27 protein-coding genes are annotated in these 23,660 nt (G+C 64.5%); 13 read left to right on the forward strand and 14 right to left on the reverse strand.

Annotated features, from left to right (window positions below):
* Positions 1–85: 85 nt before the first annotated feature.
* On the forward strand, positions 86–1,381 hold the full coding sequence (locus VSX79_RS10215; RefSeq protein ID WP_179495742.1) for an MFS transporter: 1,296 nt from the start codon (positions 86–88) through the stop codon (positions 1,379–1,381).
* Between the two features lie 65 nt (positions 1,382–1,446).
* Here VSX79_RS10215 and VSX79_RS10220 read toward each other — a convergent pair whose 3' ends face one another.
* A complete protein-coding gene (locus VSX79_RS10220) occupies positions 1,447–1,785 on the reverse strand; it encodes a 2Fe-2S iron-sulfur cluster-binding protein (protein WP_179497328.1) in 339 nt (112 codons plus the stop codon).
* Complete coding sequence (locus VSX79_RS10225) at positions 1,782–2,873, reverse strand: cysteine desulfurase family protein (RefSeq protein WP_326913285.1); 1,092 nt, start codon at positions 2,871–2,873, stop codon at positions 1,782–1,784. The genes VSX79_RS10220 and VSX79_RS10225 overlap by 4 nt, the downstream gene beginning before the upstream one ends.
* 140 nt (positions 2,874–3,013) lie before the next feature.
* Here VSX79_RS10225 and VSX79_RS10230 point away from each other — a divergent pair, with 140 nt between their 5' ends.
* The gene (locus tag VSX79_RS10230) at positions 3,014–3,670 is read left to right on the forward strand and encodes an alpha/beta hydrolase (protein WP_011541103.1); all 657 of its coding nucleotides are present in this window, start codon (positions 3,014–3,016) and stop codon (positions 3,668–3,670) included.
* A gap of 101 nt (positions 3,671–3,771) precedes the next feature.
* On the opposite strand, the gene VSX79_RS10235 is transcribed toward VSX79_RS10230, so the two are convergent.
* Positions 3,772–3,936 carry a hypothetical protein gene (locus tag VSX79_RS10235; protein WP_179495738.1) on the reverse strand — a complete coding sequence of 55 codons (165 nt, stop codon included), beginning with the start codon at positions 3,934–3,936 and terminating at the stop codon, positions 3,772–3,774.
* 112 nt (positions 3,937–4,048) lie between these two features.
* Here VSX79_RS10235 and rpiB point away from each other — a divergent pair, with 112 nt between their 5' ends.
* The 6 genes from rpiB to VSX79_RS10265 all read left to right on the forward strand — a co-directional run bounded on the left by rpiB (position 4,049) and on the right by VSX79_RS10265 (position 7,513).
* Positions 4,049–4,501, forward strand: coding sequence for a ribose 5-phosphate isomerase B (gene rpiB, locus VSX79_RS10240; protein ID WP_179495736.1), 453 nt, complete (start codon positions 4,049–4,051; stop codon positions 4,499–4,501).
* A complete protein-coding gene (gene glyA / locus VSX79_RS10245) occupies positions 4,498–5,805 on the forward strand; it encodes a serine hydroxymethyltransferase (protein ID WP_179495734.1) in 1,308 nt (435 codons plus the stop codon). The genes rpiB and glyA overlap by 4 nt, the downstream gene beginning before the upstream one ends.
* A gap of 4 nt (positions 5,806–5,809) precedes the next feature.
* Positions 5,810–6,028 (forward strand): hypothetical protein, encoded by a 219-nt coding sequence (locus VSX79_RS10250; protein ID WP_179495732.1) that lies wholly within the window; start codon positions 5,810–5,812, stop codon positions 6,026–6,028.
* A gap of 3 nt (positions 6,029–6,031) precedes the next feature.
* On the forward strand, positions 6,032–6,499 hold the full coding sequence (gene nrdR, locus VSX79_RS10255) for a transcriptional regulator NrdR (protein ID WP_179495730.1): 468 nt from the start codon (positions 6,032–6,034) through the stop codon (positions 6,497–6,499).
* A complete protein-coding gene (locus VSX79_RS10260; protein WP_326913286.1) occupies positions 6,496–7,221 on the forward strand; it encodes an RNA methyltransferase in 726 nt (241 codons plus the stop codon). The genes nrdR and VSX79_RS10260 overlap by 4 nt, the downstream gene beginning before the upstream one ends.
* Positions 7,222–7,288: 67 nt before the next feature.
* On the forward strand, positions 7,289–7,513 hold the full coding sequence (locus VSX79_RS10265; RefSeq protein ID WP_179495725.1) for a hypothetical protein: 225 nt from the start codon (positions 7,289–7,291) through the stop codon (positions 7,511–7,513).
* A gap of 2 nt (positions 7,514–7,515) precedes the next feature.
* On the opposite strand, the gene VSX79_RS10270 is transcribed toward VSX79_RS10265, so the two are convergent.
* A complete protein-coding gene (locus tag VSX79_RS10270; protein ID WP_179495723.1) occupies positions 7,516–7,830 on the reverse strand; it encodes a chorismate mutase in 315 nt (104 codons plus the stop codon).
* 202 nt (positions 7,831–8,032) lie between these two features.
* On the opposite strand from VSX79_RS10270, the gene rpsD reads away from it, so the two are divergent.
* Positions 8,033–8,644, forward strand: coding sequence for a 30S ribosomal protein S4 (gene rpsD, locus VSX79_RS10275; RefSeq protein ID WP_037510385.1), 612 nt, complete (start codon positions 8,033–8,035; stop codon positions 8,642–8,644).
* Positions 8,645–8,701: 57 nt separating this feature from the next.
* Here the strand turns inward: rpsD and VSX79_RS10280 are convergent, their stop codons facing one another.
* Positions 8,702–10,663, reverse strand: coding sequence for an alpha/beta hydrolase family protein (locus tag VSX79_RS10280; protein WP_326913287.1), 1,962 nt, complete (start codon positions 10,661–10,663; stop codon positions 8,702–8,704).
* Positions 10,664–10,813: 150 nt separating this feature from the next.
* Here VSX79_RS10280 and VSX79_RS10285 point away from each other — a divergent pair, with 150 nt between their 5' ends.
* The 4 genes from VSX79_RS10285 (at position 10,814) to VSX79_RS10300 (ending at position 15,228) form a co-directional block, all read left to right on the forward strand.
* On the forward strand, positions 10,814–12,499 hold the full coding sequence (locus VSX79_RS10285; RefSeq protein WP_326913288.1) for a M28 family metallopeptidase: 1,686 nt from the start codon (positions 10,814–10,816) through the stop codon (positions 12,497–12,499).
* Positions 12,500–12,629: 130 nt separating this feature from the next.
* The gene (locus VSX79_RS10290; protein WP_326913289.1) at positions 12,630–13,613 is read left to right on the forward strand and encodes an agmatine deiminase family protein; all 984 of its coding nucleotides are present in this window, start codon (positions 12,630–12,632) and stop codon (positions 13,611–13,613) included.
* A gap of 96 nt (positions 13,614–13,709) precedes the next feature.
* Positions 13,710–14,561 (forward strand): N-carbamoylputrescine amidase, encoded by an 852-nt coding sequence (gene aguB / locus VSX79_RS10295; protein ID WP_326913290.1) that lies wholly within the window; start codon positions 13,710–13,712, stop codon positions 14,559–14,561.
* Positions 14,562–14,583: 22 nt separating this feature from the next.
* Positions 14,584–15,228 carry an FABP family protein gene (locus tag VSX79_RS10300; RefSeq protein ID WP_179495715.1) on the forward strand — a complete coding sequence of 215 codons (645 nt, stop codon included), beginning with the start codon at positions 14,584–14,586 and terminating at the stop codon, positions 15,226–15,228.
* Between the two features lie 2 nt (positions 15,229–15,230).
* On the opposite strand, the gene VSX79_RS10305 is transcribed toward VSX79_RS10300, so the two are convergent.
* The 9 genes from VSX79_RS10305 to phhA all read right to left on the reverse strand — a co-directional run bounded on the left by VSX79_RS10305 (position 15,231) and on the right by phhA (position 23,579).
* A complete protein-coding gene (locus VSX79_RS10305; RefSeq protein ID WP_179495713.1) occupies positions 15,231–15,854 on the reverse strand; it encodes a PilZ domain-containing protein in 624 nt (207 codons plus the stop codon).
* A gap of 249 nt (positions 15,855–16,103) precedes the next feature.
* Complete coding sequence (locus tag VSX79_RS10310; RefSeq protein ID WP_306455566.1) at positions 16,104–16,856, reverse strand: maleate cis-trans isomerase family protein; 753 nt, start codon at positions 16,854–16,856, stop codon at positions 16,104–16,106.
* A 10-nt stretch (positions 16,857–16,866) separates the two neighbouring features.
* Positions 16,867–17,775 carry a fumarylacetoacetate hydrolase family protein gene (locus tag VSX79_RS10315; RefSeq protein WP_326913291.1) on the reverse strand — a complete coding sequence of 303 codons (909 nt, stop codon included), beginning with the start codon at positions 17,773–17,775 and terminating at the stop codon, positions 16,867–16,869.
* Between the two features lie 22 nt (positions 17,776–17,797).
* Complete coding sequence (locus VSX79_RS10320) at positions 17,798–18,931, reverse strand: cupin domain-containing protein (RefSeq protein WP_326913292.1); 1,134 nt, start codon at positions 18,929–18,931, stop codon at positions 17,798–17,800.
* The gene (locus tag VSX79_RS10325) at positions 18,928–19,944 is read right to left on the reverse strand and encodes a carbon-nitrogen hydrolase family protein (protein ID WP_326913293.1); all 1,017 of its coding nucleotides are present in this window, start codon (positions 19,942–19,944) and stop codon (positions 18,928–18,930) included. Before VSX79_RS10325 ends, VSX79_RS10320 begins: the two co-directional genes overlap by 4 nt.
* Positions 19,941–21,182 carry a kynureninase gene (gene kynU / locus VSX79_RS10330; RefSeq protein ID WP_326913294.1) on the reverse strand — a complete coding sequence of 414 codons (1,242 nt, stop codon included), beginning with the start codon at positions 21,180–21,182 and terminating at the stop codon, positions 19,941–19,943. The genes VSX79_RS10325 and kynU overlap by 4 nt, the downstream gene beginning before the upstream one ends.
* On the reverse strand, positions 21,179–21,808 hold the full coding sequence (gene kynB, locus VSX79_RS10335; protein WP_179495704.1) for an arylformamidase: 630 nt from the start codon (positions 21,806–21,808) through the stop codon (positions 21,179–21,181). The genes kynU and kynB overlap by 4 nt, the downstream gene beginning before the upstream one ends.
* Positions 21,805–22,710, reverse strand: a complete 906-nt coding sequence (locus VSX79_RS10340) for a tryptophan 2,3-dioxygenase (RefSeq protein WP_326913295.1) — start codon at positions 22,708–22,710, stop codon at positions 21,805–21,807. The genes kynB and VSX79_RS10340 overlap by 4 nt, the downstream gene beginning before the upstream one ends.
* Positions 22,707–23,579 carry a phenylalanine 4-monooxygenase gene (gene phhA, locus VSX79_RS10345; RefSeq protein WP_326913296.1) on the reverse strand — a complete coding sequence of 291 codons (873 nt, stop codon included), beginning with the start codon at positions 23,577–23,579 and terminating at the stop codon, positions 22,707–22,709. The genes VSX79_RS10340 and phhA overlap by 4 nt, the downstream gene beginning before the upstream one ends.
* Between the last annotated feature and the right edge of the window lie 81 nt (positions 23,580–23,660).

Consider the following 23,660-nt stretch of genomic DNA (forward strand, 5'->3'; position numbering starts at 1 on the left):
CCTAGCCGATAAGTCCCCCGGGCGACAACCAAATTGCCCGCGATTTGCGTGGTGACCGAACAAGTTTGAAGAGATTGGACCACGCATGACCGGCTCCTTTGCGCTATTGAAGCAACGCCGGTTCCTGCCTCTTTTCGTCACCCAGCTCCTCGGCGCGTTCAACGACAATCTGTTCAAGAACGCGATGGTGCTGTTCGTCGTCTATGGCGTTTTCAACGACGAGGCGTCCGAAACGCTGTTCAGCGCGGTCGCGACGGGGCTGTTCATCCTGCCCTTCTTCCTGCTTTCGGCGCTCGCGGGCCAGCTCGCCGATACGCGCGACAAGGCGCGGATCATCCGCATCGTCAAATTCTGCGAAATCCTCATCATGTTCGTCGGCGGGCTCGGTCTCGTCCTTGCCTGGATGGGCTTTGCAGTCCACCTGATCGCGATCCCGCTGATGATGCTCGCGCTCTTCGCGATGGGCATCCACTCGACCTTCTTCGGCCCGATCAAATATGCGATCCTGCCGCAGCACCTCGAAAGCGACGAGGTGCTCGCCGGCACCGGGCTCGTCGAGGCGGGCACCTATATCGCGATCCTCGCGGGCACGATCCTCGCCGGCGTGATCGACGTCGAATGGGCGGCGCTCGGCGTCGTGCTGGTGGCTGGCCTCGGCTATTGGACCGGTCGCAAGGTACCGCCCGCGCCGCCCGAACATGAGGAAACGGGGATCGACTGGCACATCATCCGCTCGTCGGTCGCGCTCGTCCGCGGCACGATGCACATTCCGCGCCTCTATCTCGCGATCCTTTCGATCAGCTTCTTCTGGACGATCGGCGCGGTGCTGTTCATCCAGTTCCCGCCGCTGGTGAAGAACATCCTCCATGCCGACAAGAGCGTCGCCAGCCTGTTCCTCGCCATCTTCTCGATCGGCATCGCGATCGGCTCGGTCGCGGTCAACCGACTGCTCAAGGGGCAGGTGTCGGCGCGCTACAGCCCCGCCAGCGTCATCGTCATGGGCGTCTTCGTTCTCGCCTTCTATTGGGTTTGCCGCAACTGGGAGCATGATCCGTCGGGCGTGATGTACGGGATCGAAGGCTTCCTCGGGCACGCCGACGTCATCCCGCTGCTCGCCGCGCTGCTCGGCATCGCGATCAGCGGCGGCATGTTCGTCGTGCCGCTTTATGCCTTCCTCACCACCACGGTTCCCAAGGACCAGACCGCACGCACCGTCGCCGCGAACAATATCGTCAATTCGGGCGCGATGGTCGCGGGTTCGCTGCTCGCGATGGGGCTCGGTTTCGCCGGGGTCGGGGTCGTCGATCAGCTGTTGATGAGCGCCGCGATGTGCCTCATCTCCGCCTGGCTCGCGGTCAAGCTGCACCGCGCCTGCGACTGACCGAGCCCGCGACGGCGGCTGTTTCCGCTTCGGGGTGGTGAGCGACCGCCTCCGGTAGAAACCGGTCAGCGCGGCCCTTGCATGTTGCGGCTTTCCGCCGGGATATGCACGGTCATCCCATCCATATCCGCCGTCAGGACGATCTGGCACGACAGCCGGCTGGTCCGCCGCACCCCCGCGGCGAGGTCGAGCATATCCTCTTCCATCTCGCTCGCGGGCGGCAGGCGGTCGAAATCCTCCTTCGCCACGATGACGTGGCAGGTCGAACAGGCCATCTGGCCTTCGCATGTCCCTTCGAGCGGCATCATATGCGCCTGCGCGACGTCGAGCAGGATATCGCCGGGCTGCGCCTCGGCCTCGGTGCGCTGCTTGCCATCGGCGTGGATGAAGGTGACGCGCATCAGTTCACCCCCTGCAGCCGCGCCGCCGCCTTGATCGCTGTCAGGCCCGCGCGCAAGTCCTGCTCGCTGGTGTATCGCCCCCAGCCGAGGCGGATCGAGGCGCGGGCGTCGGCTTCGCTGACGCCCATCGCGCGCAGCACATGGCTGACCTTGCCCGAACCGCTGCCGCACGCGCTACCGAGCGAGAAGGCGATTTCGCGTGCGTCGGACATCAGGCGCAGGCCGTTCACGCCTTCGCGCCGGATGTTGAGATTGCCGTGGTAGCGGCGGTTGGCATCGCCATTGATCGTCCATTCGGGGAGCATATCGAGCGCGAGCGACCAGAGCCGCTCGACATGGCTTGCGTCCTTGTCGAACCGCTCGGCGGCGAGCGCCGCCGCAGCGCCGAACCCGGCACAGAGCGCAGGCGACACGGTGCCCGATCGCATCCCCTGCTCCTGCGCGCCGCCGAACATCAGCGGCGGCAGGTCGACGCCGTCCCTGACCCACAGCGCGCCGATACCCTTGGGCCCGTGGATCTTGTGCGCCGACAGCGCGATCAGGTCGGCACCGTCGGGGATGGCGACGCGGCCGTAACCCTGCACCGCGTCGCAGAGCAGCAGGCTGTTTTTCGCATGGGCGGCGGCGGCGAAATCGGCGACGGGCTGGATCGTGCCGACCTCGTTGTTCACCAGCATCGTCGCGACGATGCCGTTATGGGGGATCATCGCATCATCAGGCGACAGCGCCAGCCCCTTGTCATCGACCGGCAGGATCGCCGCGTTCAACCGCTCGAGACATTGCAGCGAGGCGGCATGTTCGATGCTGAGCCCCGCGACGCCGCCGGGCATCGACTCGGCGCCGCGCAGCAGGGCCCAGTTGAGCGCCTCGGTCGCACCCGAGGTGAAGAAGAGGCGGCCGCCTTTGGGGAGCAGCGCCGCAACCTGGTCGCGCGCGACCTCGACCGCGGCGGCTGCGGCGCGGCCGGCCTTGTGCGTGCTCGATGGATTCGCAAAACCATCCTCCCCGTCCGGCCCCTCTAGCCAGCGCAGCATCGCCTCGCGCGCTTCAGGAGCGAGCGGCGTAGTGGCTTGATAGTCGAGGTAAATCATCCGGGGCGAAAATCCTTGTTGCGAGCGATTCGCAAAAGTTGCAAGTTGCGACCTATTTTCTATATAGGCGCCATCTTCGCTCCGCCACCCTGCCAACCCGGCGATTCGGCGGCCAGCCATAAAAGATAAGAGGTGCTCCCATGCCCGACGTTATTTTCCCCGGCCCCGAAGGCCGCATCGAAGGCCGTTTCTCGCCCCCGCCGCGCCCGCGCGCGCCGGTCGCGCTGATTCTCCACCCGCATCCGCAGGGCGGCGGCACGATGAACGACCGCATCACGCAGGCGATGTACAAGAGCTTCGTCGCGCGCGGTTTCGCGGTGCTGCGCTTCAACTTCCGCGGCGTCGGCCGCAGCCAGGGCACGTTCGACAACGGCATCGGCGAGCTTAGCGACGCCGCATCGGCGCTCGACTGGGTCCAGTCGATCCATCCCGAGGCGCAGACGACCTGGGTCGCGGGCTTCAGCTTCGGCGCGTGGATCGGCATGCAGCTTTTGATGCGCCGTCCCGAAATCCGCGGCTTCCTTTCGGTCGCGCCGCCGGCGAACATGTACGACTTCAGCTTCCTCGCCCCCTGCCCCTCGTCGGGCATCATCGTCGCGGGCGGGCAGGACGAGATCGTGCCGCCGAGCGCGGTGCAGAAGCTGGTCGACAAGCTGCGCACGCAAAAGGGCATCACGATCCATCACGACGAGATCCCGCGCGCCAACCATTTCTTCGAGCATGAGCTCGACCAGTTGATGAAGTCGCTCGACAATTATCTGGATATGCGGCTCGCGCCCGATTCGCCGATCCGTTAAACCCGTCATCGCGAGGAGCAAAGCGACGACGCGATCTCCAGCGTGCGGCAGTTCACGCCGATGGCTGGAGATTGCTTCGCTGCGCTTGTAATGACGAAGTGCTATTTCACCGGCATCAGCCAGATCGCGACATTCGCGAACATCACCAGCGCAGCGACCAGCATCAGCAGCGCGCGGCGGCGGTCGCCCTTGCGAAAAACAAGGACGGCACCGCCAGTCAGCAGCACGCCGGTCAGCATCAGGATGGACATGATCGTGTCGGACATGGGGCGGCTTTATCGGCGCCGTCACAAATTTGCCACCTCGCTTATGGCCAATCCGCATGGCTTGGCCTAAAGGGCCGACATCGATTCCCTTATGCCCTGCGGGAGCCGCACCATGCGCATCGCCATCGCCTCCGACCACGCCGCTTACGAACTGAAAGCCCTGCTTGCCGACTGGCTGCGCGAAAAGGGGCATGAAGTTGAAGACCTCGGCACCAACGGTCCCGACAGCGTCGATTATCCCGATTATGGCTATCGCCTCGCCGAAGCGATCGCCGATGGCCGTGCGGAACGCGGCGTGGCGCTGTGCGGATCGGGCATCGGCATTTCTATCTCGGTCAACCGCAACCCCGCCGCGCGCTGCGCGCTGGTGTCCGAACCGCTGTCGGCGAAGCTCGCGCGCGAGCATAATGACGCGAACGTCATCGCGATGGGCGCACGCCTGACGGGTATCGACATGGCCAAGGCGTGCCTCGACGCCTTCCTGATCACCGATTTCGCCGGCGACCGCCACGCGCGCCGCGTCGACAAGCTTTCGAATCCGCCTCAACTGGAGACCAGCCGATGACCACAGAAACGCTCGCCAAGCCCATCAAATCGGCCGGCTATTTCACCGATGGTGTCGGCACGGTAGACCCTGCGGTTGCCGCGGCAATGAAGCACGAACTCGAACGCGAACAACATCAGATCGAACTGATCGCGAGCGAGAATATCGTTTCGAAAGCGGTGCTCGAAGCGCAGGGCAGCGTCTTCACCAACAAATATGCCGAGGGCTACCCCGGCCGCCGCTATTATCAGGGCTGCGCTCCGTCGGACGAGGTCGAAACCCTCGCGATCGACCGCGCGAAGCAGCTTTTCGATTGCGGCTATGCGAACGTCCAGCCGCATTCGGGGGCGCAGGCGAACGGCGCGGTGATGCTCGCGCTGACCAAGCCCGGCGCGACGATCCTCGGCATGAGCCTCGACGCCGGCGGCCACCTGACCCACGGCGCGCCGCCTGCGATGTCGGGCAAATGGTTCAACGCGGTTCAGTACGGCGTGCGTGCCGACGACCATCTCGTCGATTTCGACCAGGTCGAGACGCTGGCGAGGGAGCATCGCCCGTCGCTGATCATCGCGGGCGGTTCGGCCTATCCGCGCACGCTCGACTTCGCGCGCTTCCGAGCCATCGCCGATGACGTCGGCGCGCTGCTGATGGTCGACATGGCGCATTTCGCTGGCCTCGTCGCCGGTGGCGCGCACCCCTCGCCGATGGAACATGCGCATGTCGTCACCACGACGACGCACAAGACGCTGCGCGGCCCGCGCGGCGGCATGATCCTGACCAACGACGAAGCGATCGCCAAGCGCATCAACTCGGCGGTCTTCCCCGGCCTTCAGGGCGGCCCGCTGATGCACGTCATCGCCGCGAAAGCCGTGGCGTTCGGCGAAGCGCTGCGTCCCGAATTCAAGGATTATGCGAAGGCGACGATCGCCAATGCGCAGGCGCTGGCGAACCGGCTGAAGGCGCGCGGCGCCGACATCGTCGCGGGCGGCACCGACACGCACCTTGCCCTCATCGACCTCCGCCCGCTCGGCGTCACCGGGCGCGACGCCGACGAGGCGCTCGAGCGCAGCGCGATCACCTGCAACAAGAACGGCATCCCCTTCGACCCGCTGCCGCCGGTCAAGACCAGCGGCATCCGCGTTGGATCGCCCGCGGGCACGACGCGCGGTTTCGGCATCGCCGAGTTCGAGGAAATCGGCGACATGGTCGCCGACGTGCTCGAGGCGCTGCGCGACAAGGGCGAGCATGGCGATGCCGACGTCGAAGCGAATGTCCGCGGCCGCGTGCGCGCGCTGTGCGAGCGCTTCCCCATCTATCAGGGATAAAACAATGGCGCGGCAGCACCCCGAGGAACCGACGCTCGTTGAACTCTCGATCGAAGAGGTCAAGGCGATGGGCAAGCAGGGGATGAACCATCCCTCGACACGCCCCGTCCTGACCGGCGGCGTCGTCGGCGCGATCGCGGGTGCGGTGCTGCCCGTCGTGACATGGCCGGTCGGCCTGTTCGCGGGCGCCGCCATCGCGCTTTACAGCCGGGTGAAGCGCTGACCCATGCGCTGCCCCTATTGCGGACATGAAGACAGCCAGGTGAAGGACAGCCGTCCGACCGAGGACGGCGCCGCCATCCGCCGCCGCCGCCAGTGCGAGGATTGCGGCGCGCGCTTCACGACCTTCGAGCGCATCCAGCTCCGCGAGGTCGCCGTGCTCAAGGCGGGTGGGACGCGCGAACCCTTTGACCGCGAGAAATTGATGCGCAGCGTCCAGATCGCTTGCCGCAAGCGCCCGATCGACGGCGCGCGGATCGAGCGCCTCGTGTCGGGCATTCAGCGCCAGCTCGAAACTTCGGGCGAGAATGAGGTGCAGGCGTCGCAAATCGGCGCGATGGTGATGGAAGCGCTCAAGGGCTTCGACAATGTCGCCTATATCCGCTTCGCCAGCGTCTATCGCGATTTCACCGAAGCCAAGGATTTCGAGGAATTCGCCTCGACGATCACCGAGGCGGCCCGGCCGATCAAATGACCGCGGCTCCGCCCCCCGTCATCGTCCTCGTCCGTCCGCAGCTTGGTGAGAATATCGGCAAGGCGGCGCGCGCGATGCTCAATTTCGGGCTGACCGAAATGCGCCTCGTCGCCCCGCGCGACGGCTGGCCCAATCCCGATGCGGGGCCCGCGGCGTCGGGCGCCGACACCGTGCTGGCCGAAGCGCAGGTTTTCGACACGCTCGCCGACGCCGTCGCCGACTGCACGACCATCTATGCCACCACGGTTCGCAAGCGCGGCGTGACCAAGCCGGTGCTGACCCCGGAGGCGGCGGCGGGCGAGGTCCATGGCAGCGCGGGGCGTTCGGCCTATGTCTTCGGCCCCGAACGTTCGGGGCTCGAGACCGACGATGTCACGCTGGCGCACAAGATCGTCACCGTGCCGATCAACCCAGAATTCGCCTCGCTCAATCTTGCGCAGGCGGTGATTCTGCTCGCCTATGAATGGTCGAAGGGCGTCGCGCTGGCGAGCCCGCCCGAGGTCCCGCTCGATCCCCCGGCCGAACATGGCGTGCTGGAAGAATTCATCGAGCATCTGGTCCGCGACCTCGACAAGAGCGGATATTTCTTTCCGCCCGAACGACGCGAAATGACGCTGCGCACCTTGCGCACCGCGCTGACCAAGGCGGGCTGGTCGTATAATGACGTCCGTATGATGCACGGCATTATTACGGCGCTTGGCCGCACCCCAAGAGCGCGTTGAGTATCGACCTCGACAATCGCGCATCGCGCTCTTAGAAGGCACGGTCCTTCAAGGAGCGAATAGCTTTATGATTTCCGCAATACTTTCCCTGGCCTTGGCCATGACCGCCGCCAGCGGGACCGACACCCCTCCGGCCAAAGCGGCAAAGCCCAAAAAGGTCTGTACGAAGATCGAGGTCACCGGAAGCACGGTACCGAAGCGCGTGTGCCGCACCGTGGCAGAGCCCGCGAAACCCAAAGAAGAGACAGAACAGGCGGCGACCGACGCACCGCCCGCCGGCGCCACCAACTAGGATCAGCGACCGGCGCGCAGACGATCCCATTCGGTCGCCTCATAGGCGATCGACTGTTCGACCAGCTCGTTCCACACCGCGCGCAGCCGCTCGGGCTCCAGTCCGGCGGCCTCGGCCTCACGCGCCACGTTGGCCAGCACCTCGGCCTTGCGCGCTTCGTCGCGGACGGCATTGCGGTCGGCCTTGATGCGCGCGGCCGCGTCCATATAGCCGAAGCGGCGGACGAGCAGCGCGACGAGTTCGCGGTCGACCTGATCGACCCCGGCGCGGACTTCGGTCATCGTTTCGCATCGTTCGGGAAGTTTGGCGGACGTCATGCGCGCAGCCTTTAGCGGCTTTTTCGCCGCTGTCGAGCGGCGGGCTTGCGGCTTGACTTTCCGCCCCTCCCCGTCTAACCGCGCGCCTTCGCAATGGACCCCGCACCCCGGTGAAGCGGCGGTCGCATATGGCATCCCGTCCATATGGTGCGACCCGGGAACCGCCGAAATCCTTCGGCAAACAGCATATTGGAGACGACATATGTCGAAGCGCCAGAGCGCCAAGTATAAACTCGACCGCCGGATGGGCGAAAACATCTGGGGGCGTCCGAAAAGCCCGGTCAACCGCCGCGAATATGGCCCCGGCCAGCACGGCCAGCGCCGCAAGGGCAAGATGTCCGACTTCGGTATCCAGCTCCGCGCGAAGCAGAAGCTGAAGGGCTATTACGGCGACATCACCGAAAAGCAGTTCAAGAAGAACTATTTCGAAGCATCGCGCATGAAGGGCGACACCGGCCAGAACCTGATCGGCCTGCTCGAGCGCCGCCTCGACGCCGTGGTCTATCGCTCGAAGTTCACCCCGACGATCTTCTCGGCGCGTCAGCTCGTCAGCCATGGTCACGTCTATGTGAACGGCGTGAAGTGCAACGTCGCGAGCCGCCTCGTGAAGCCGGGCGACGAAGTCACCCTCGGCAAGAAGGCGCAGGAAATGGCGCTGGTCGCCGAAGCGCAGAGCCTGCCCGAGCGCGACCTGCCCGAATATCTGTCGGTTGACGGCACCAAGTCGACCTATGTCCGCGTCCCGACACTCGACGAAGTGCCCTATCCGGTGAAGATGGAACCGAACCTGGTCGTCGAATTCTATTCGCGCTGATCGGTTCGATTGCGAAATTGCGAGGGGCGGTCCGGAAACGGACCGCCCCTTTTTCGTTCAGTGTGGCAGGAACCGCGTAATCTGCGCGAGCATCGCTGTGCGCGTGTCGCTGTCGCTCAGGCCGTGCGCAAGGCCGGGATATTCGACCAGCTCAACCTTCTTTCCGGCGGAGGCCAACGCACCGCGCATGATCCGCGACTGGTCGATATCGACATTCTGGTCCAGCGTTCCGTGGAACATGAGCACCGGCGCTACGATGCGGCCGGCATTCTGGGCCGGCGACCCCTCGCGGATGTGGGGACCCGAACCGATGAAATCGCGAACGATCGCGCCGCTGGTATAGCGGGCACTTTCGGTCTTCAATCTGCTGAGATCGGTCACCGGTGCGATCGCGACAATCGCACGGAACAGGTCGGGCGCGACGACACCCGACTGCAACGCGGCATAGCCGCCATAGGACCAGCCGACGATCGACAATTTGGCGGGATCGGCCCCTTGGGCCAATATCCACCGGCCGGCGTCGCTCACATCGCCGATCGCGACCTTCCACGACTGGAACCCATTGTTCTGATACCATTGGTCGCCATAGCCCGACGATCCGCGGTAATTGGGCTGGACGACCGCGAAGCCTTCTTGGGCGAAATATTGCGCGAGCCAGTCGAACCCCCATTCGTCGCGCGAAGACGGCCCGCCATGCGGCATGACGATCGCCGGCAGGCCCTTGGCATCGCTGCGTCCCGGAGGGAGCGTCAGATAACCGGGGATCATCGTACCGTCGGACGCAGGATAGCGTACCGCCTTGACCGGCGCGAGCGTCAGTCCCGACAACAAGGGCCGGTCTTCAAGCAGCGGGCGCAGCTGTTTTAGCGCGGGTGTATAACGATAATAGCGCCCCGGATCGACGTCCGATCCGGCCCACAGCAACCAATGCGATTCATCGGCCGACGCATCGACGAAATAAACCTGGCGGCCACCAAGCGCGCGTGACAAGGAGTTGGCCATCGCCGCGACCTGGGGGTCGGTCGTCACCATCTGGCGGCGATCGGTGGCATAAGTCGCACCCACCACGCGCTGATCGCGGCCGACACGAACCAGCGCATCGACATCGACTTCGGGATGGCGATAGAGGGTTTCGCCCTTCCCCGTTCCATCAAGCTTCACCGCCATGACCGCAAGGCGCCCGTCGATCTTGCCGAAGCCGATCGCACGATCGGTCGCCGCGTCAACCGTCCAGGGCTCAAATCCCTCGCGCGACAATGTGTCAATCGACGATAACTGCTGCCAGTCACCGCCACCTGCAGGCTTGTAGAAATAACGCACGATCCGGCTGAGGTTGTCCGTCCGTCCTTCCATCGGCTGGGTGCCCATGATGCGCACTTCGCCTTTGCCGTCGGTGATATATTCGATGGTGTCGCGCCGGGGTTTCTCGACGACCTTCACCGAGCCTTCGATGACATTCACCAGGTCGACCCCCATCCCCTCCTCATCCTTGGTGATCAGGGAAGCCGTACGGCGGTTCGCCTCGGGAACATGGCTGCGCATCATCAATACGCTGCCCGGCGGTCCCGGCTGCCAGTCGATGACGCTGCCACCGCGGAAATCGATCCCCAGCGCATTGTCGCCGCGCCGGATGCTCAGCGACTTGACGTTGCCGCCCGCGGCATCGACGCCCAGCAGCGATGAAAAGCCATAGATGAACTCGCCCACCTTCTCCCGGCCGCCGATCTGGCAGACCAGCCGCGCGTCGGTCGCCCATCTGCACCAGCGCAGGATTTCGGGGTCGCCGCTTGCGCGCAAGATGCGGCGGGGCAAGGCCCCGTCGGCAATATCGACGACGAACAGATCGTTCGCCTGTCCCTTGTTCGGGGCCAGAAAGGCAAGGCGCTGCCCGTCAGGCGACAAGCTGACCTGCGTGACGCCGTCAAGCGTACCGAAGCGGCGTGCGACGTCTCCCTCCTGTGCGTGCGCGGCCCCCGCGGCAATCCCCAAACCCAGCAAATATAGCCAGCGCCCCCGCATATCCATCCCCCTGTTATTCGGTCCCCTTTTGCTTCTCTAAAAGCCGGCGTCCGCTTTTCCAAGCGCTGAAAGTCCCACAAGCGGCGCTTGCACCCTCCGCACCGGGCTGGCACAAGCCCGCGGTCGAATACGAAAACCCGAGGAATTTCCATGCTTCGCTTCCCCCGCTCGACCGCAGCCCTTGCGGTTCTTCTGACCGTTGCCGCGTGCAATGCGTCGGACAAGACAGCCACGTCGACCGTTACGATCCCCGACGTCGAGATCCCCGAACTGTCGCTCGCGACGTTGCAGGAGGTGACCAAGGAATTGTCGTCGGACGCCTATGAGGGCCGCGCGCCCGGCACCGCGGGCGAGGAAAAGACCGTCGCCTATATCATCAAGAAATATGAGGAAGCGGGGCTGAAGCCCGGGAACAACGGCAGCTGGACGCAGGATGTTCCGCTGGTCGAAATCACCGCGAAAAATGCGACACCGCTCACCTTCACCGGCAGCAAGACGCCGGTCACCGCGCAATATGCGAAAGACTATGTCGCGTTCAGCTATCGCGTCCAGCCGAAGACCGAGGTCAAGGACAGCGACGTCGTCTTCGTCGGCTATGGCATCAACGCCCCCGAAAAGGGCTGGAACGACTATGCCGGGCTCGATGTGAAGGGGAAGACCGTCGTCGTCCTCGTTAACGATCCCGACTGGCAGACCAAGGAAGCCAAGGGCGAGTTCAACGGCCGCGCGATGACCTATTACGGCCGTTGGAGCTATAAATATGAGGAAGCCGCGCGGCAGGGCGCCGCGGCGGTGCTGATCGTCCACGACACCGAACCCGCCGCCTATGGCTGGAACGTTGTCGAATCGAGCAACACCGGCACGCAATATCTGGCCGACAGCAAGAATGGCGGCGCCGACCAGACGGTCGCCAACGGCTGGATCCAGCTTCCCAAGGCGAAGGAATTGTTCGCAAGCGCGGGCCAGGACTTCGACAAGCTGCGCGAGGCCGCCAAGAAGAAGGGGTTCAAGCCCGTCGCGCTGACCGGCGTGAAGGCGAACTTCAACTTCGATAATGCGATTTCGAAGAAGATGTCGCGCAACGTCATCGGCGTCCTGCCGGGCACCAAACGTCCCGACGAATATGTTCTCTACACCGGCCACTGGGATCACCTCGGCCGCTGCACGCCCGTCGCCGGCGACGACATCTGCAACGGTGCGGTCGACAATGCGAGCGGCATCGCCGGTCTGGTGACGCTGGCGCAGGCGTTCCAGAAGGTCGGCGCGCCCGATCGCAGCATCGTCTTCCTTGCCGTAACGGCCGAGGAATCGGGTCTGCTCGGCTCGAAATATTATGCCGAAAACCCGATCTTCCCGCTCGCGCAGACGGTGGGCGGCGTGAACATGGACGCATTGAACGCGAGCGGTCCGGCGAAGGACATCGTCGTCGTGGGCGGCGGCAAGTCCGAACTCGACGCCTATGTCGAAAAACTCGCCAAGATGGAGGCCCGCACGGTCAAGGCCGAGCCGACCCCCGAAAAGGGCTTCTATTATCGTTCCGACCACTTCAGCTTCGCCAAGCTCGGCGTGCCGATGTTCAACTTCGGCAGCGGCGAGGATCTCGTCGAAGGCGGGGTCGAAGCCGGCCAGAAGGCGTCGGAAGATTATGAGAAGAACCGCTATCATGCGCCGGGCGACGAGTATGAGGCGATCACCAACTGGGGCGGCATGATGTCGGACCTGCGCCTCTATTATGCCGCAGGGCGGATGCTCGCGATGACCGACGCGTGGCCGAACTGGGTCGAGGGCGACGAATTCCGCGCCGCCCGCGACAAGTCGCGCGCCGCAGCGAAATAAGACATCCCTTTTCCCGTTCGTGCTGAGCCTGTCGAAGCACCGTTCTTATTCGACGCCGAAAGAAAGAACGGCCCTTCGACAGGCTCAGGGCGAACGGAGTTTGGTGAGCTTTAAAAAAGCGAGAAGTCAGATGACGCTGAAAATGCCTGCTGAATGGGCGCCGCACGACGCCGTCTGGATTGGCTTCCCGCACCTCGAAGACGAGTGGGCGGGACAGATCGACGCGGCGCGTCGGGATGTCGCGGCCTTCGCCAACGCCGTCCACGACGGCGGGCGCGGGGAGAAGGTGCACCTTCTCGTTCGCGACCATGAAAATGCCGACATCGCTGAGGCACTCGTCGACGAGGGTGTGCAGTTGTTCGTGGCTCCCTTTGGCGATATCTGGCTGCGTGACACGGGCCCTATCATCGTCGGCACCGGCCCCGAACGCGAGGCGCGCAATTTCGACTTCAATTGGTGGGGCAACAAGTTCGTGATGCCCGGCGACCGGGAGATCGGGGCGATCCTGGCCGCGCACGCGGACCTGCCGACGCAGCATCTCGACTGGGTGCTCGAAGGCGGGGCGATCGACGTCGATGGCACCGGCCTGTGCGTCACCACCGAGGAATGCCTGCTCAACCCCAACCGCAATCCGACGCTAACGCGCGAGGATATCGCGGTGCGGCTCCGCCAGTCGCTCGGCATCGACCGGCTGCTGTGGCTGGGCAAAGGGCTCGTCGGTGACCATACCGACGGCCATGTCGACAATCTCGCGCGCTTCGTCGGCGAGGGCCGCCTCGCGCTGCCCGTCGCGGCGGGGAAGGATGATCCCAACGCGCATATCTATGCCGACGCGCGCGCACGCACTGCGGCGTTCGGCGGCGTCGAAATCGTCGACCTGCCCTCGCCCGGCCGCGTGGAAGTGGGCGGAGAGATCGCGGCGGCGAGCTATATGAACTTCTACATTGGCAACAGCGTTGTCGTCGTGCCGACCTATGGCGTTCCCAACGATCAGGCAGCAGTCGACACGCTCGCCGCGCTCTTCCCCGATCGCCGCGCGGTCGGCGTGCCCGCGCGGGGGATCATCGTTGGCGGCGGGAGCTTCCACTGTTCCAGCCAGCAGCTTCCCAGTTGATCTTCTTCACGTCATCCCGGCGAAGGCCGGGATGACGTGAACGGGTCGCGGGCTTTTGCTCTGGCAAGATGCGCGGGCTCGCTTATATCCAGCCCCATGACCCGCACCATCACCGTCGCCGCGTTACAGCTTCCCCTGCCCGGCCCTGTCCAGCCCAACATCGAGGCCGTGTCAGCGCTCGTCGAAGAAGCCGCGGGACAAGGCGCGCAAATCATCCTGCCGCCCGAACTCTTCGAAGGCCCCTATTTCTGCCAGGTCGAGGACGAGGAACTGTTCGCGACCGCCCGCCCGACGACCGAGCATCCGAGCGTCGTCGCGATGCAGGCGCTCGCCATCAAACTGAAGGTCGCGATTCCGACGAGCTTCTTCGAGAAGGACGGGCCGCATTATTACAACACGCTCGCGATGATCGGCCCCGACGGGGCGATCATGGGGACGTATCGCAAAAGCCACATTCCCGACGGGCCCGGATATGAAGAGAAATATTATTTCCGCCCCGGCAACACGGGCTTCAAGGTCTGGGACGTGTTCGGCACGCGCATCGGCGTCGGCGTCTGCTGGGACCAATGGTATCCCGAATGCGCGCGCGCGATGGCGCTGATGGGGGCCGAACTGCTTTTCTATCCAACCGCGATCGGCAGCGAACCCTATGATGCCGACCTCGACACCAGCCGCATGTGGCGCCGCGCGATGCAGGGGCACAGCGTGTCGAACTGCATGCCGGTGATCGCGGCGAACCGCATCGGGACCGAAGGCGACGCCAATTTCTATGGCCACAGCTTCATCACCGACGAATGGGGCGACATGACGCAGGCGTTCGGCGCGAGCGAGACGGGTGTGCTCACCCAGACGATCGATCTCGACCGCGCCGCAAAACACCGCGCCGGCATGGGCTTCTTCCGCGACCGCCGGCCGCAGCTTTACGGGCGACTGGTCGAGGACATCTGATCGCCGTCGAAGGGGGAAAGCGATGGAAATACCCGACGATATCTTCACCGAGCCCGAGGACGTCGATCCCGAAACGCTCGCCAATCTCGGCCCCCTGCGGCGGCTGGCGGGCATCTGGGAGGGGCAACGCGGGGTCGATATCAACCCCAAGGCCGACGGCCCCGAGACGCGCCAATATTATGAGCGGATCGAGATGCAGCCGATCGACCCGCAGGCGAACGGACCGCAACTCTTCTACGGCCTGCGCTATCACCAGCACGTCAACACGCGCGAGGAGGATATCAGCTTCCACGACCAGGTCGGTTACTGGCTTTACGAGGCGTCGACCGGCCTGATCCTGCAAACGCTGGCGATCCCGCGCGGACAAATTGCCATCGCATCGGGTCACGCCGAGCCCGATAGCAAGCGCCTCGTCGTCAAGGCGGAACGCGGTCAAACCGAATATGGCATCTGTTCGACGAGCTTTCTCGACCTCGCCTTTCGCACCGACGCCTATCAACTGACGGTCGATTTCCACGACGATGGGTCGTGGAGCTATGTGTCCGACACGACATTGACGGTGAAGGGCCGCGACGAGCCCTTCCTGCACCGCGACCGCAACAGGCTGGTCAAGATCGCCGAACCCGACCTCAATCCATGGGCCAGGATCGTGCGGAGCGCGGCCTAGCTTCAGCTTTCGAAGCGGCGGATGCTTTCAAGGTCGGCACGGTCGAGCGGCTGCGTCAGCCACAGGCCACCGCGCCCGCCGCGCGACCAGCGCACGATCGCACGGCGCTTGACGTCGCCCGCGAGCACTAGGTTGAATTCCTTGCCGACCTCGAGATGCCCGTCGTGGACGAAACCGGCGCCATTCTGCGACAGGTCCACCAGTTCGATATCGGTCGCCGCGCCTTCGTCGGTCACCGCCTGCGCCTTCGTGTGCACCTGCAGGCGGGGTTGGCGATAGCCGGTGGCGCGCTGTTCGGCCGCCAATTTCTTGAGCACGTCGGCGACATCGACTTCCTTGTCGAACGAAACGCCGCATCGGCCCGCGTCCGACCAGACGACCTCCCCACGGATCATAACGGTATCCGAAAGCGCAACCTCCAGCTTTTCGCCGACGGCGATCGGGACGTCGGCCGCGAGCATCATGCCGCGATCGGAAATATTGCGGACCCGCCACAAGCCCGCGTCACCGTTGCGCATCACCTTGGCGATCCGCCAGACCGTGCGATAGCGATCGCCTTCGCGGCGATCGGCGGCGGCGGCGATATCCCGCTCCTCTGCCGGATCCGAGAAGCGATGCTGGTTCATGCCGTCCACCTTATCGAAGCAGCAAAACAAGCATAAGTGTTTGTCTATACTGCAAATACACAATCCCCACGTCATCAAAATACTAGAATTAGTCTTACAATTCAATCATGTTGCGGATCATAGTTAACATTATCATCGGCAAGGTCCGGAAAAACGCGCGCACTCGTTGGGGGTGAATGTCGCATTTTGCATAATTTACGGCGGCGCGATTGCGGAATTAAGCGCCAGATTGGCAGGATCGGTATCGGCTCAATAACGGCCGGAAAGCAGCGCGCCGGCGCCCGGAACCCGCGTCGAAAGCCCAAGCCGCGCGAGCATCTGGTGCGCCGTGCAAATCGCCGCCGATATCACGGGTTTGCCGATGGCGTCCTCGACCCTCTGCACCGCCGGCAACGAAGGCATCTGCACGCACGCCGAGAGAACGAGCGCGTCGATCCCGGAAAGGTCGAGCCGCTTGTAATGGTCGAGCAAATTCGCGGGATCCTGCGCCGCCACCTCGAGGTTGTCGGGAATTTCGAGCGCGAGCGAGTCGGCGACCTCGACCCCCTCCTTCGCGATATAGCCGACGACCATCTCGGTCAGCGGCTTCATATAGGGCGCGACGAGCGCGATACGCTTCGCGTGCAACGTCTTGAGCCCCTCGACCAGCGCACCCGCGCTGGTGACGACCGGCGCGGCGTGGCCGTTATCGACCGTGCGCTGGTGCAGCCGCGCCTCCGATACCCGGTGGTAGCCCTCGCCCATGCTCATGATCGCGACGAGGCAGGCATAGCCGAGCACATCGACCGCAGCGTCGGACAGTTCGAGCGCGCAGCGGTCGGAGTCCGCGTCCATCGCCGCGAGTTCCTCTTTCGTGACCTGCTTCATCCGCATCCGCGACGAATGGAAGGTGAAGCGTTCGGGCGCGATGGCCTCGCGCGCGCGGAGCAGCGCCGGAATTTCGGTTTCCATCGTGACGTTCGAACTGGGCACGATCTGCCCGATACGGATGGGTCGGGTCATCGTGGGCGCCTTAGACCGCGACGATCGGGTTGCGGAGCGTGCCGATGCCCTCGACGGTGCATTCGACGACGTCACCCGGCCACATGAACTCCTGCGGATCGCGCCCCGCGCCGACCCCGGCTGGGGTTCCGGTCGCGATAATGTCGCCAGGTTCGAGCGTCATCACGCTCGAAATATCGGAGATCAACTGATTGATATTGAACAGCATGAAGCGCGTGTTGCTGTTCTGCTTTTCCACCCCGTTCACATGGGTGAGGATATTGAGATTATGCGGGTCGCCGATTTCGTCGGCGGTGACGATGCACGGCCCCATCGGCGCAAAGCTGTCCTGGCCCTTCGACACGATCCATTGCCCGGCGCGGCGGCAGTCGCGCGCTGAGACGTCGTTGATCACCGTATAGCCGAACACATGGTCCAGCGCGTCGGCTTCGGCGACGTCACGCGCCGTGCTGCCGATGATCACTGCCAGCTCGGTTTCCCAGTCGAGTTGCTGCGTCACCTTCGCATTGTGCCGGATCGGATCGTTCCACGCGACGACTGCGGTCGGCGGCTTCGAGAAGATCACCGGCTGCTGCGGCAGCTCGTTCGACGTGTCGAGACTGCGCGCAGATTCAGCAACATGCTCAGTATAGTTCAGACCGATTCCGAAGATATTCTTGCGCGGGCGAGGGATCGGTGCGAGCAGGGTGACATTTCCCTCGGGCAGCGAGGTGCCGATGAGGTCGGCGGTCGTCGCCGACGCGACGGCTTCCTGCAGGAAGCGCAGCGCGACGGGCCCCAGGTCGATGAAATCGAGCATCGTCGCGGGCAAATCCTGCCCGATCGCGTCGCCGAAATATTCGACGTCGATCACGAGGCCGCCATGGAGAACGCCGAGCCGCGGCTCGGTGTCCACCGTGCGATATGTCACGAAGCGCATAAATAGTCCTGTCTGCTGCAAGTCAGGCGGGCTGGTGGCCGCCATGGTCGGGATAGGCTTCCTCGATCCGGACGCCGAGCGCCTCCATCACGGGGAAATCGTTGAACGAGAAAAGGAAGGCCTCTTCGGACGCGTCGAGATTGACATGCTCGTGCCACACCCACGCGGGAACGCAGAAAATGTCGTGCGTGCCCCAGTCGAAGCGCTGGCCGCCGATGATCGAATAGCCGCGGCCGCCCGCGACATTATAGACGACATTGCCGGTGTGGCGGTGCGCAAGCCCGCGAAAACCGGGCTTCAGCATCTGCATATGCGCGCCCATCGTCTGCAGCGCCCAACCGCCGGTCAGCGGGTTCGAGTAACGCACCATATGCCCGTCGAAGGGCGACCCGTCGGACACTTTCGCGAGGTTCCACAAGGCGTCACGCGTCGCGTCCCAGCGATAGACCATCACCGGCGAATAGGGCTTTTCCCATGCACCGATGCCTTCGGGCCGCAGCGCCCCCCCGCCATAGGTCAGTGGCAGGTCGTCAGTCGGAAACGCCGCCGCCTGTGCGGGCTGGTCATAAACCGCGTAGAAATTGGTCTCGAGGCTGTTCATCAGCGGAATGTCGAGCCCGTCCTGCCAGATCGACACTTCGCCGTCAGCAACGACGCCATGGTCGTGCCAGCAGCCGCCCGGCGTCAGCACATAATCATTGGCGCCGAGCGTGATGTGATGGCCATCGACGACGGTATAGGCGCCCTTCCCCTCCATGATGAAGCGGTGCGCCGAGGCGGTGTGGCGGTGCGCGGGGGTGATCTCGCCGGGACGCATCGCCTGCATGCCACTGAACAGCCAGCCGCATACGGCGACATTCTCGCGCCCCGCGTCGCTGTCGTTGAGCAGGGTCACGACGCGGCGCCCCGCTTCCTCGGGCTTCACCAGATCGAGCGCGCGGAGGCACATGTCGCGCATCTCGGAATAGCGCCAGAGCGTCGGGCGATAGCGCGTTTCGGGCTCCCACGGCTCGATCGCATTGGCGCGCTTCCAGAAGGCGCCGGCATTGCGCGCGGCAAGCTCTTGATAAAAGGCTTCGAGTTCAGGGGTATCGGTGACGCGCGACCGTCCGAGCACATCGTCGCGCGGGTCGATCATCGTGCTATTGCCTGTCATGGCGGCGTCTCCTCGTCGGCATCGGCGGGCTGGGGCTCGTCGATGAACAGGGCCGACGCGCGGGGCGTCCGGTCGACCGTCAGGTTGAAGATGTCGAAGCGATTATAGCCGCCGATGATGTCGTGCATCAGCTTGGGCCTTATGCATTCGCCCAGGTCGATGTCGGCATAGACGATGCCCTCGACGTCGATCAGCGCGTCGCCGACCAGATTGCCGTGCGGATCGATCACGCCCGACCAGGCGCTGTTCGGGCGCGAGAGCAGATCGCGGTTCTGCGGGCGGTCGGCGCTCATCGCGGCGACGATCTCCTCGCTCACCGTCGAGCAGGCGACGATCGTGAAGACCTTGCCCTCGAAACTGTGCGCGGTCGCGCGGATCTTGATCGCCTCGGCCATATTGTACGACGCGGGCGCAACGGGGAGCGCGATATAATTGGCGACATGGACGAGCTCGCCCTGTGACAGCAGCGCGAAGCGCGCGAGCGTATTGGTATTCTCGCCGCATGCAAGCGTGCCGAGCGGCCCGACCGGCGTGTCATAGACGCGGATCGAGCTGCCGTCGCCGCCCGCCCAGGTCAGCTTCTCGGCCCAGGTCGGCACCAGCTTGCGGTGGCGTCCGAGCAGGCTACCGTCGGCGCCGATAATGAGGTTCGCGTTGTAGAGCGTGCCGACGCTGACCGGGTCGCGTTCGTTGATCCCGATCACGACGGTGCAGCCATGGTCGCGCGCGGCGGCGCACAGCGCGGCAACCTCGGGCCCGTCGATCAGGAGCGACGCGCGGTAGAGGCGCTCGTGCCATTCGGCGCCCTCGATCGGCGTCATCAGCCAGTTCCAGTAGGGATAGGCGGCGACGAACACCTCCGGAAAGGCGACCAGCTGCGCGCCATTGACGGCCGCCTCGGCGATCAGCGCGCACGCCTTGTCGATCGTCGCCGCCGGGTCGAGGAAGACCGGCGCGGCCTGCACCGCGGCGACGCGCGACCTGGGCAGGAGGGGCGCCGACACGTCGCTCATGTCACCGCCGCCCGCTGGTGATATTGCGGTTTGTCCCATGCGCGCGTCGCGCAGACTGTTTCGAGCCGATCGACCGTTTCGACGATGTCGCGATAACGCAGGTAAAGCGGCGTCAGTCCGAAGCGCAAAATGTCGGGCGCGCGGAAGTCGGCGATGACGTCATATTCCTTGAGCGCCTGCACGATCTGATAGCCCTGCGGGTGCGCATAGGCGACCTGACTGCCGCGCGTCGCATGGTCCTCCGGGCTGATCAGTTCGAAACCATAGGCTTCGCACAGAGGCCGCATCTGCTCGATGAACAGGTCGCCGAGTGCGAGCGACTTGCGGCGGATTTCGGCCATATCGGCTTCGAGCATCAGGTCGACGCCGACCTCGAGCGCCGACAGGCCGAGCACCGGCGGCGTCCCGCACTGGAAGCGCTCGATCCCGGCGGCAGGATCATAATCCTCCTCGAAAGCGAAGGGCCGCGCGTGGCCGAACCAGCCCGACAGCACCGGCGTCGCCGAATGGTGCCGCGCCGCCGCGAACAGATAGGCCGGCGCGCCGGGCCCGCCGTTGAGGAATTTATAGCCGCAGCCAATAGCAAAATCGGCGTTTGCGCCGTTGAGGTCGACCGGGATCGCGCCCGCGCTGTGGCTCAGGTCCCAGACGACGAGCGCGCCAGCATCGTGCGCGGCGCGCGTGATCGCCGCCATGTCGCGAACGCGGCCCGACTTGTAATGCACCTGCGTCAGCAGCAGCACCGCGACATCGTCGTTCAGCGCCTCGACGATATCGTCGGGCGCGACGGTCGCCGCCTTGACGCGTCCGCCCGAAAAGGCCTCGATGCCCTGCATCATATAGACGTCGGTTGGGAAATTGGTCGCTTCGGACAGGATCACCGTCCGTTCACGCCGCAACGAAAGCGCGGCCGTCAACGCCTTGAAGATATTGACGGAAGTCGAATCACTCGCGACGATCTCGCCGGGGTTGGCGCCGATCAGCCGGCCGATCTTGTCGCCGATGCGCCGCGGCGCGGTCGACCATAAGGCTTCGAGCCACGAGGTAATCAGCCCCTCGCCCCATTCTTCGCCGATCACCCCCGCCAGCCGGTCGCTCGTCGCTTTGGGCAGCGCGCCGAGCGAATTGCCGTCGAGATAGATCATCCCCTTGCGCAGATGGAAACGCTCGCGAAAATGGGCGAGCGGATCCGAAGCATCGAGCGCCTGCACATCGGTGACGGTCATCGTGTCGGTCATGCGATTTCCCTCAGGATGGCGCGCACCGGGCTGGCATCGGCGCCGACGATGCGCAGCGGCAGCGCAACAAGTTCGTACCGGCCGGACGGCACGTCATCGAGCACCAGCCCCTCCAATATCCGCATGTCGGCCGCCTTCACCGCCTGATGCGCGTCGAGCGTCTTCGACTGTTCGGGGTCGAGCGACGCCGCATCGGTGCCGATCAGGCGCACGCCCATTGCGCCGAGCCTCGCGATCACATCGTTGGCGATGGCGGTGAAATCGCTATCCCATCGATCGTGCGGAAAATGTTCGTAGGTCCGCAGCAGCACACGCTCGGCGCCTTCGATCGCGGTCCAGTCCACATCCGCAATCTCGACCCGCCCGCGCGCATGGCGCATGTCGAGCAGCACGCACGGCCCGATATAGGCACCCAGATCGCAGTCGGCCGACGACGCGCCGTCATTGGCATAGTGCAGCGGCGCATCGCCATGCGTCCCGGCGTGCAGCGGCGTGAACATGCCCCCGACGTTGACCGGGCAGCCTTCGCCGATCACCGCATGGCTGTGGAGCGCGAAGGCCGGCTCGCCCGGCCACACCGGCACAGCGGCGTGGAGCGGCTGCGAAATGTCCCAGATCCGGCTCATTTGCGCTCCCCCGCCGCATAGTCCCCACCCTCGCGCGGCGCGACCATTTCGGTGCGCATCGACCAGAGTTCGGGAAAGAAACTGAGGCTCAGCGCCTTGACGAGATAATTGACCCCCGACGAGCCGCCGGTCCCCGGCTTGTGCCCGATCACGCGCGCGACGGTCTTCATGTGCTTGAAGCGCCATTCCTGGAAATAATATTCGAGCGCGGTGACCTTTTCGGCGAGCGTGTAGAGATCCCAGTGCCGGTCAGGGTCGGTGTAGATCGCCAGCCACGCCTTTTCGACCGCCTCGGACGCTTCATAGGGCTTGGTCCAGTCGCGCTCCAGATGATCGGCGGGAATGGCGAACCCGCGCCGCGCGAGGAGCCGCAGCAGTTCGTCATAGAGCGACGGCGCCTCGAACGTCGCGCGCAGCCGCTCCGTGGCCTCTGGGTCGTCCTTATGGACGATCATCATATCCTCGCGCTTGTTGCCGAGCAGATATTCAAGCTCGCGATATTGCTGCGACTGGAACCCCGACGCGCGACGCAGGAAGCCGCGGAAAGTCAGGAAATCATGCGGCGTCAGCGTCGCGAGCACCTCCCAGCTGTGGATCATGTGCCGCTGGATCGTCGCGATGCGGTCGAGCCCCTTGCCTGCAATTTCCAGCCGGTCGGCCTGGATCGCGTCAAGGACCAGCCGCGCCTCATGCAGCACCAGCTTGATCCACAGCTCCATCGTCTGGTGCATGATGATGAACAGCATCTCGTCGGGCTTGTCCGACACCGGCACCTGTGCCGACAAGAGCTGCGCGGTCTGGAGATGCCGAGCGTAAGTGAGCCCATTGTCCCACTGGATCGTCTCGCCGTCGATCTCGGTCTCGAAGATGTCGGTGCCGCCGTCGCGCGTCTGCCTGATCATGGGAATGCCTCTCCGCTTGCCGGACGGGCCGGCAGGCGTCCTTCATAGGCGACATCGCCCGGACAGGCATCCCCCGGTTCAAGCGCGGGCTCGTTCGCTATCTTGCGATAGACGCTCGCAAAGTCGGTTTCCTCGGTCGCGCGCAGCAATTGCTCGAACCCCGCGACGACGAAATAGGTCTGCTGCAACTGGTCGAAATGATATCTGGTCCGCATAACCCGCTCGATATCGAGCCAGAGGCGCCGCGGTTCGGGCGCGGTCAGCGCCGACAGGGTTTCGGCAAAGCTCGACATCAGCCCGCCACCAAAAGCGCGAAGCTCGCCATCCTCGACGACGAGGCCGAACTCGACCGTGTAAAGCCACAGCCGCCCGAGATAGTCCGATGCCCCAAGCTTTTCGGCGCGCAATCCCGCCTCGCCATAAGCGACCAGAAAGTCCGAAAAGGCCGGATCGGTGAGCATCGGGACATGGCCGAATATGTCGTGAAACATATCGGGCTCTTCGCTGTACGCGATCTGCTCGGGCGGGCGGACGAAATTGGCGGCGGGAAAGCGCCGGTTCGCCAGATGCCGGAAAAAGGGCTCGTTCGGAATCCAGCCCGGCACCGCCACGACCTCCCACCCCGACACGGGTTTGAGCAGCGCGTTGAGTTCGGTGAAGTCGGGAACCCCCGGTTTCAGCTTGCGAAGAATGTCGAGCCCGCCGAGGAACGACCGGCACGCATAACCGTCGAGCACCGCCGACTGCCGATCGAACAGCGACCGCCAGGTCTCATGTTGTTCGGCCGTGAAGGCACGCCAATTTTGCGGCATCGTCCAATCGGCCCCGACACCTTCGGGCGGTGCGTCGAAAATATGTGTCGCGGCCATCGGTCTCTCTCCAAACCTTCGGCCGCAAGACTAGCCCCCGTGCGCGCGAACATTGTCCGGATTTGTTGTTCAAATCCGATC

The organism is Sphingopyxis chilensis, from assembly GCF_035930445.1.
GTDB classification, from domain to species: domain Bacteria; phylum Pseudomonadota; class Alphaproteobacteria; order Sphingomonadales; family Sphingomonadaceae; genus Sphingopyxis; species Sphingopyxis chilensis.

Coding starts and splice junctions, on each gene's coding strand:
- VSX79_RS10215 (WP_179495742.1), top strand. CDS start 86: ATGACCGGCTCCTTTGCGCTATTGAAGCAACGCCGGTTCCTGCCTCTT.
- VSX79_RS10225 (WP_326913285.1), bottom strand. CDS start 2,873: ATGATTTACCTCGACTATCAAGCCACTACGCCGCTCGCTCCTGAAGCG.
- VSX79_RS10230 (WP_011541103.1), top strand. CDS start 3,014: ATGCCCGACGTTATTTTCCCCGGCCCCGAAGGCCGCATCGAAGGCCGT.
- VSX79_RS10235 (WP_179495738.1), bottom strand. CDS start 3,936: ATGTCCGACACGATCATGTCCATCCTGATGCTGACCGGCGTGCTGCTG.
- rpiB (WP_179495736.1), top strand. CDS start 4,049: ATGCGCATCGCCATCGCCTCCGACCACGCCGCTTACGAACTGAAAGCC.
- glyA (WP_179495734.1), top strand. CDS start 4,498: ATGACCACAGAAACGCTCGCCAAGCCCATCAAATCGGCCGGCTATTTC.
- VSX79_RS10250 (WP_179495732.1), top strand. CDS start 5,810: ATGGCGCGGCAGCACCCCGAGGAACCGACGCTCGTTGAACTCTCGATC.
- nrdR (WP_179495730.1), top strand. CDS start 6,032: ATGCGCTGCCCCTATTGCGGACATGAAGACAGCCAGGTGAAGGACAGC.
- VSX79_RS10260 (WP_326913286.1), top strand. CDS start 6,496: ATGACCGCGGCTCCGCCCCCCGTCATCGTCCTCGTCCGTCCGCAGCTT.
- VSX79_RS10265 (WP_179495725.1), top strand. CDS start 7,289: ATGATTTCCGCAATACTTTCCCTGGCCTTGGCCATGACCGCCGCCAGC.
- VSX79_RS10270 (WP_179495723.1), bottom strand. CDS start 7,830: ATGACGTCCGCCAAACTTCCCGAACGATGCGAAACGATGACCGAAGTC.
- rpsD (WP_037510385.1), top strand. CDS start 8,033: ATGTCGAAGCGCCAGAGCGCCAAGTATAAACTCGACCGCCGGATGGGC.
- VSX79_RS10280 (WP_326913287.1), bottom strand. CDS start 10,663: ATGCGGGGGCGCTGGCTATATTTGCTGGGTTTGGGGATTGCCGCGGGG.
- VSX79_RS10285 (WP_326913288.1), top strand. CDS start 10,814: ATGCTTCGCTTCCCCCGCTCGACCGCAGCCCTTGCGGTTCTTCTGACC.
- VSX79_RS10290 (WP_326913289.1), top strand. CDS start 12,630: ATGACGCTGAAAATGCCTGCTGAATGGGCGCCGCACGACGCCGTCTGG.
- aguB (WP_326913290.1), top strand. CDS start 13,710: ATGACCCGCACCATCACCGTCGCCGCGTTACAGCTTCCCCTGCCCGGC.
- VSX79_RS10300 (WP_179495715.1), top strand. CDS start 14,584: ATGGAAATACCCGACGATATCTTCACCGAGCCCGAGGACGTCGATCCC.
- VSX79_RS10305 (WP_179495713.1), bottom strand. CDS start 15,854: ATGAACCAGCATCGCTTCTCGGATCCGGCAGAGGAGCGGGATATCGCC.
- VSX79_RS10310 (WP_306455566.1), bottom strand. CDS start 16,856: ATGACCCGACCCATCCGTATCGGGCAGATCGTGCCCAGTTCGAACGTC.
- VSX79_RS10315 (WP_326913291.1), bottom strand. CDS start 17,775: ATGCGCTTCGTGACATATCGCACGGTGGACACCGAGCCGCGGCTCGGC.
- VSX79_RS10320 (WP_326913292.1), bottom strand. CDS start 18,931: ATGACAGGCAATAGCACGATGATCGACCCGCGCGACGATGTGCTCGGA.
- VSX79_RS10325 (WP_326913293.1), bottom strand. CDS start 19,944: ATGAGCGACGTGTCGGCGCCCCTCCTGCCCAGGTCGCGCGTCGCCGCG.
- kynU (WP_326913294.1), bottom strand. CDS start 21,182: ATGACCGACACGATGACCGTCACCGATGTGCAGGCGCTCGATGCTTCG.
- kynB (WP_179495704.1), bottom strand. CDS start 21,808: ATGAGCCGGATCTGGGACATTTCGCAGCCGCTCCACGCCGCTGTGCCG.
- VSX79_RS10340 (WP_326913295.1), bottom strand. CDS start 22,710: ATGATCAGGCAGACGCGCGACGGCGGCACCGACATCTTCGAGACCGAG.
- phhA (WP_326913296.1), bottom strand. CDS start 23,579: ATGGCCGCGACACATATTTTCGACGCACCGCCCGAAGGTGTCGGGGCC.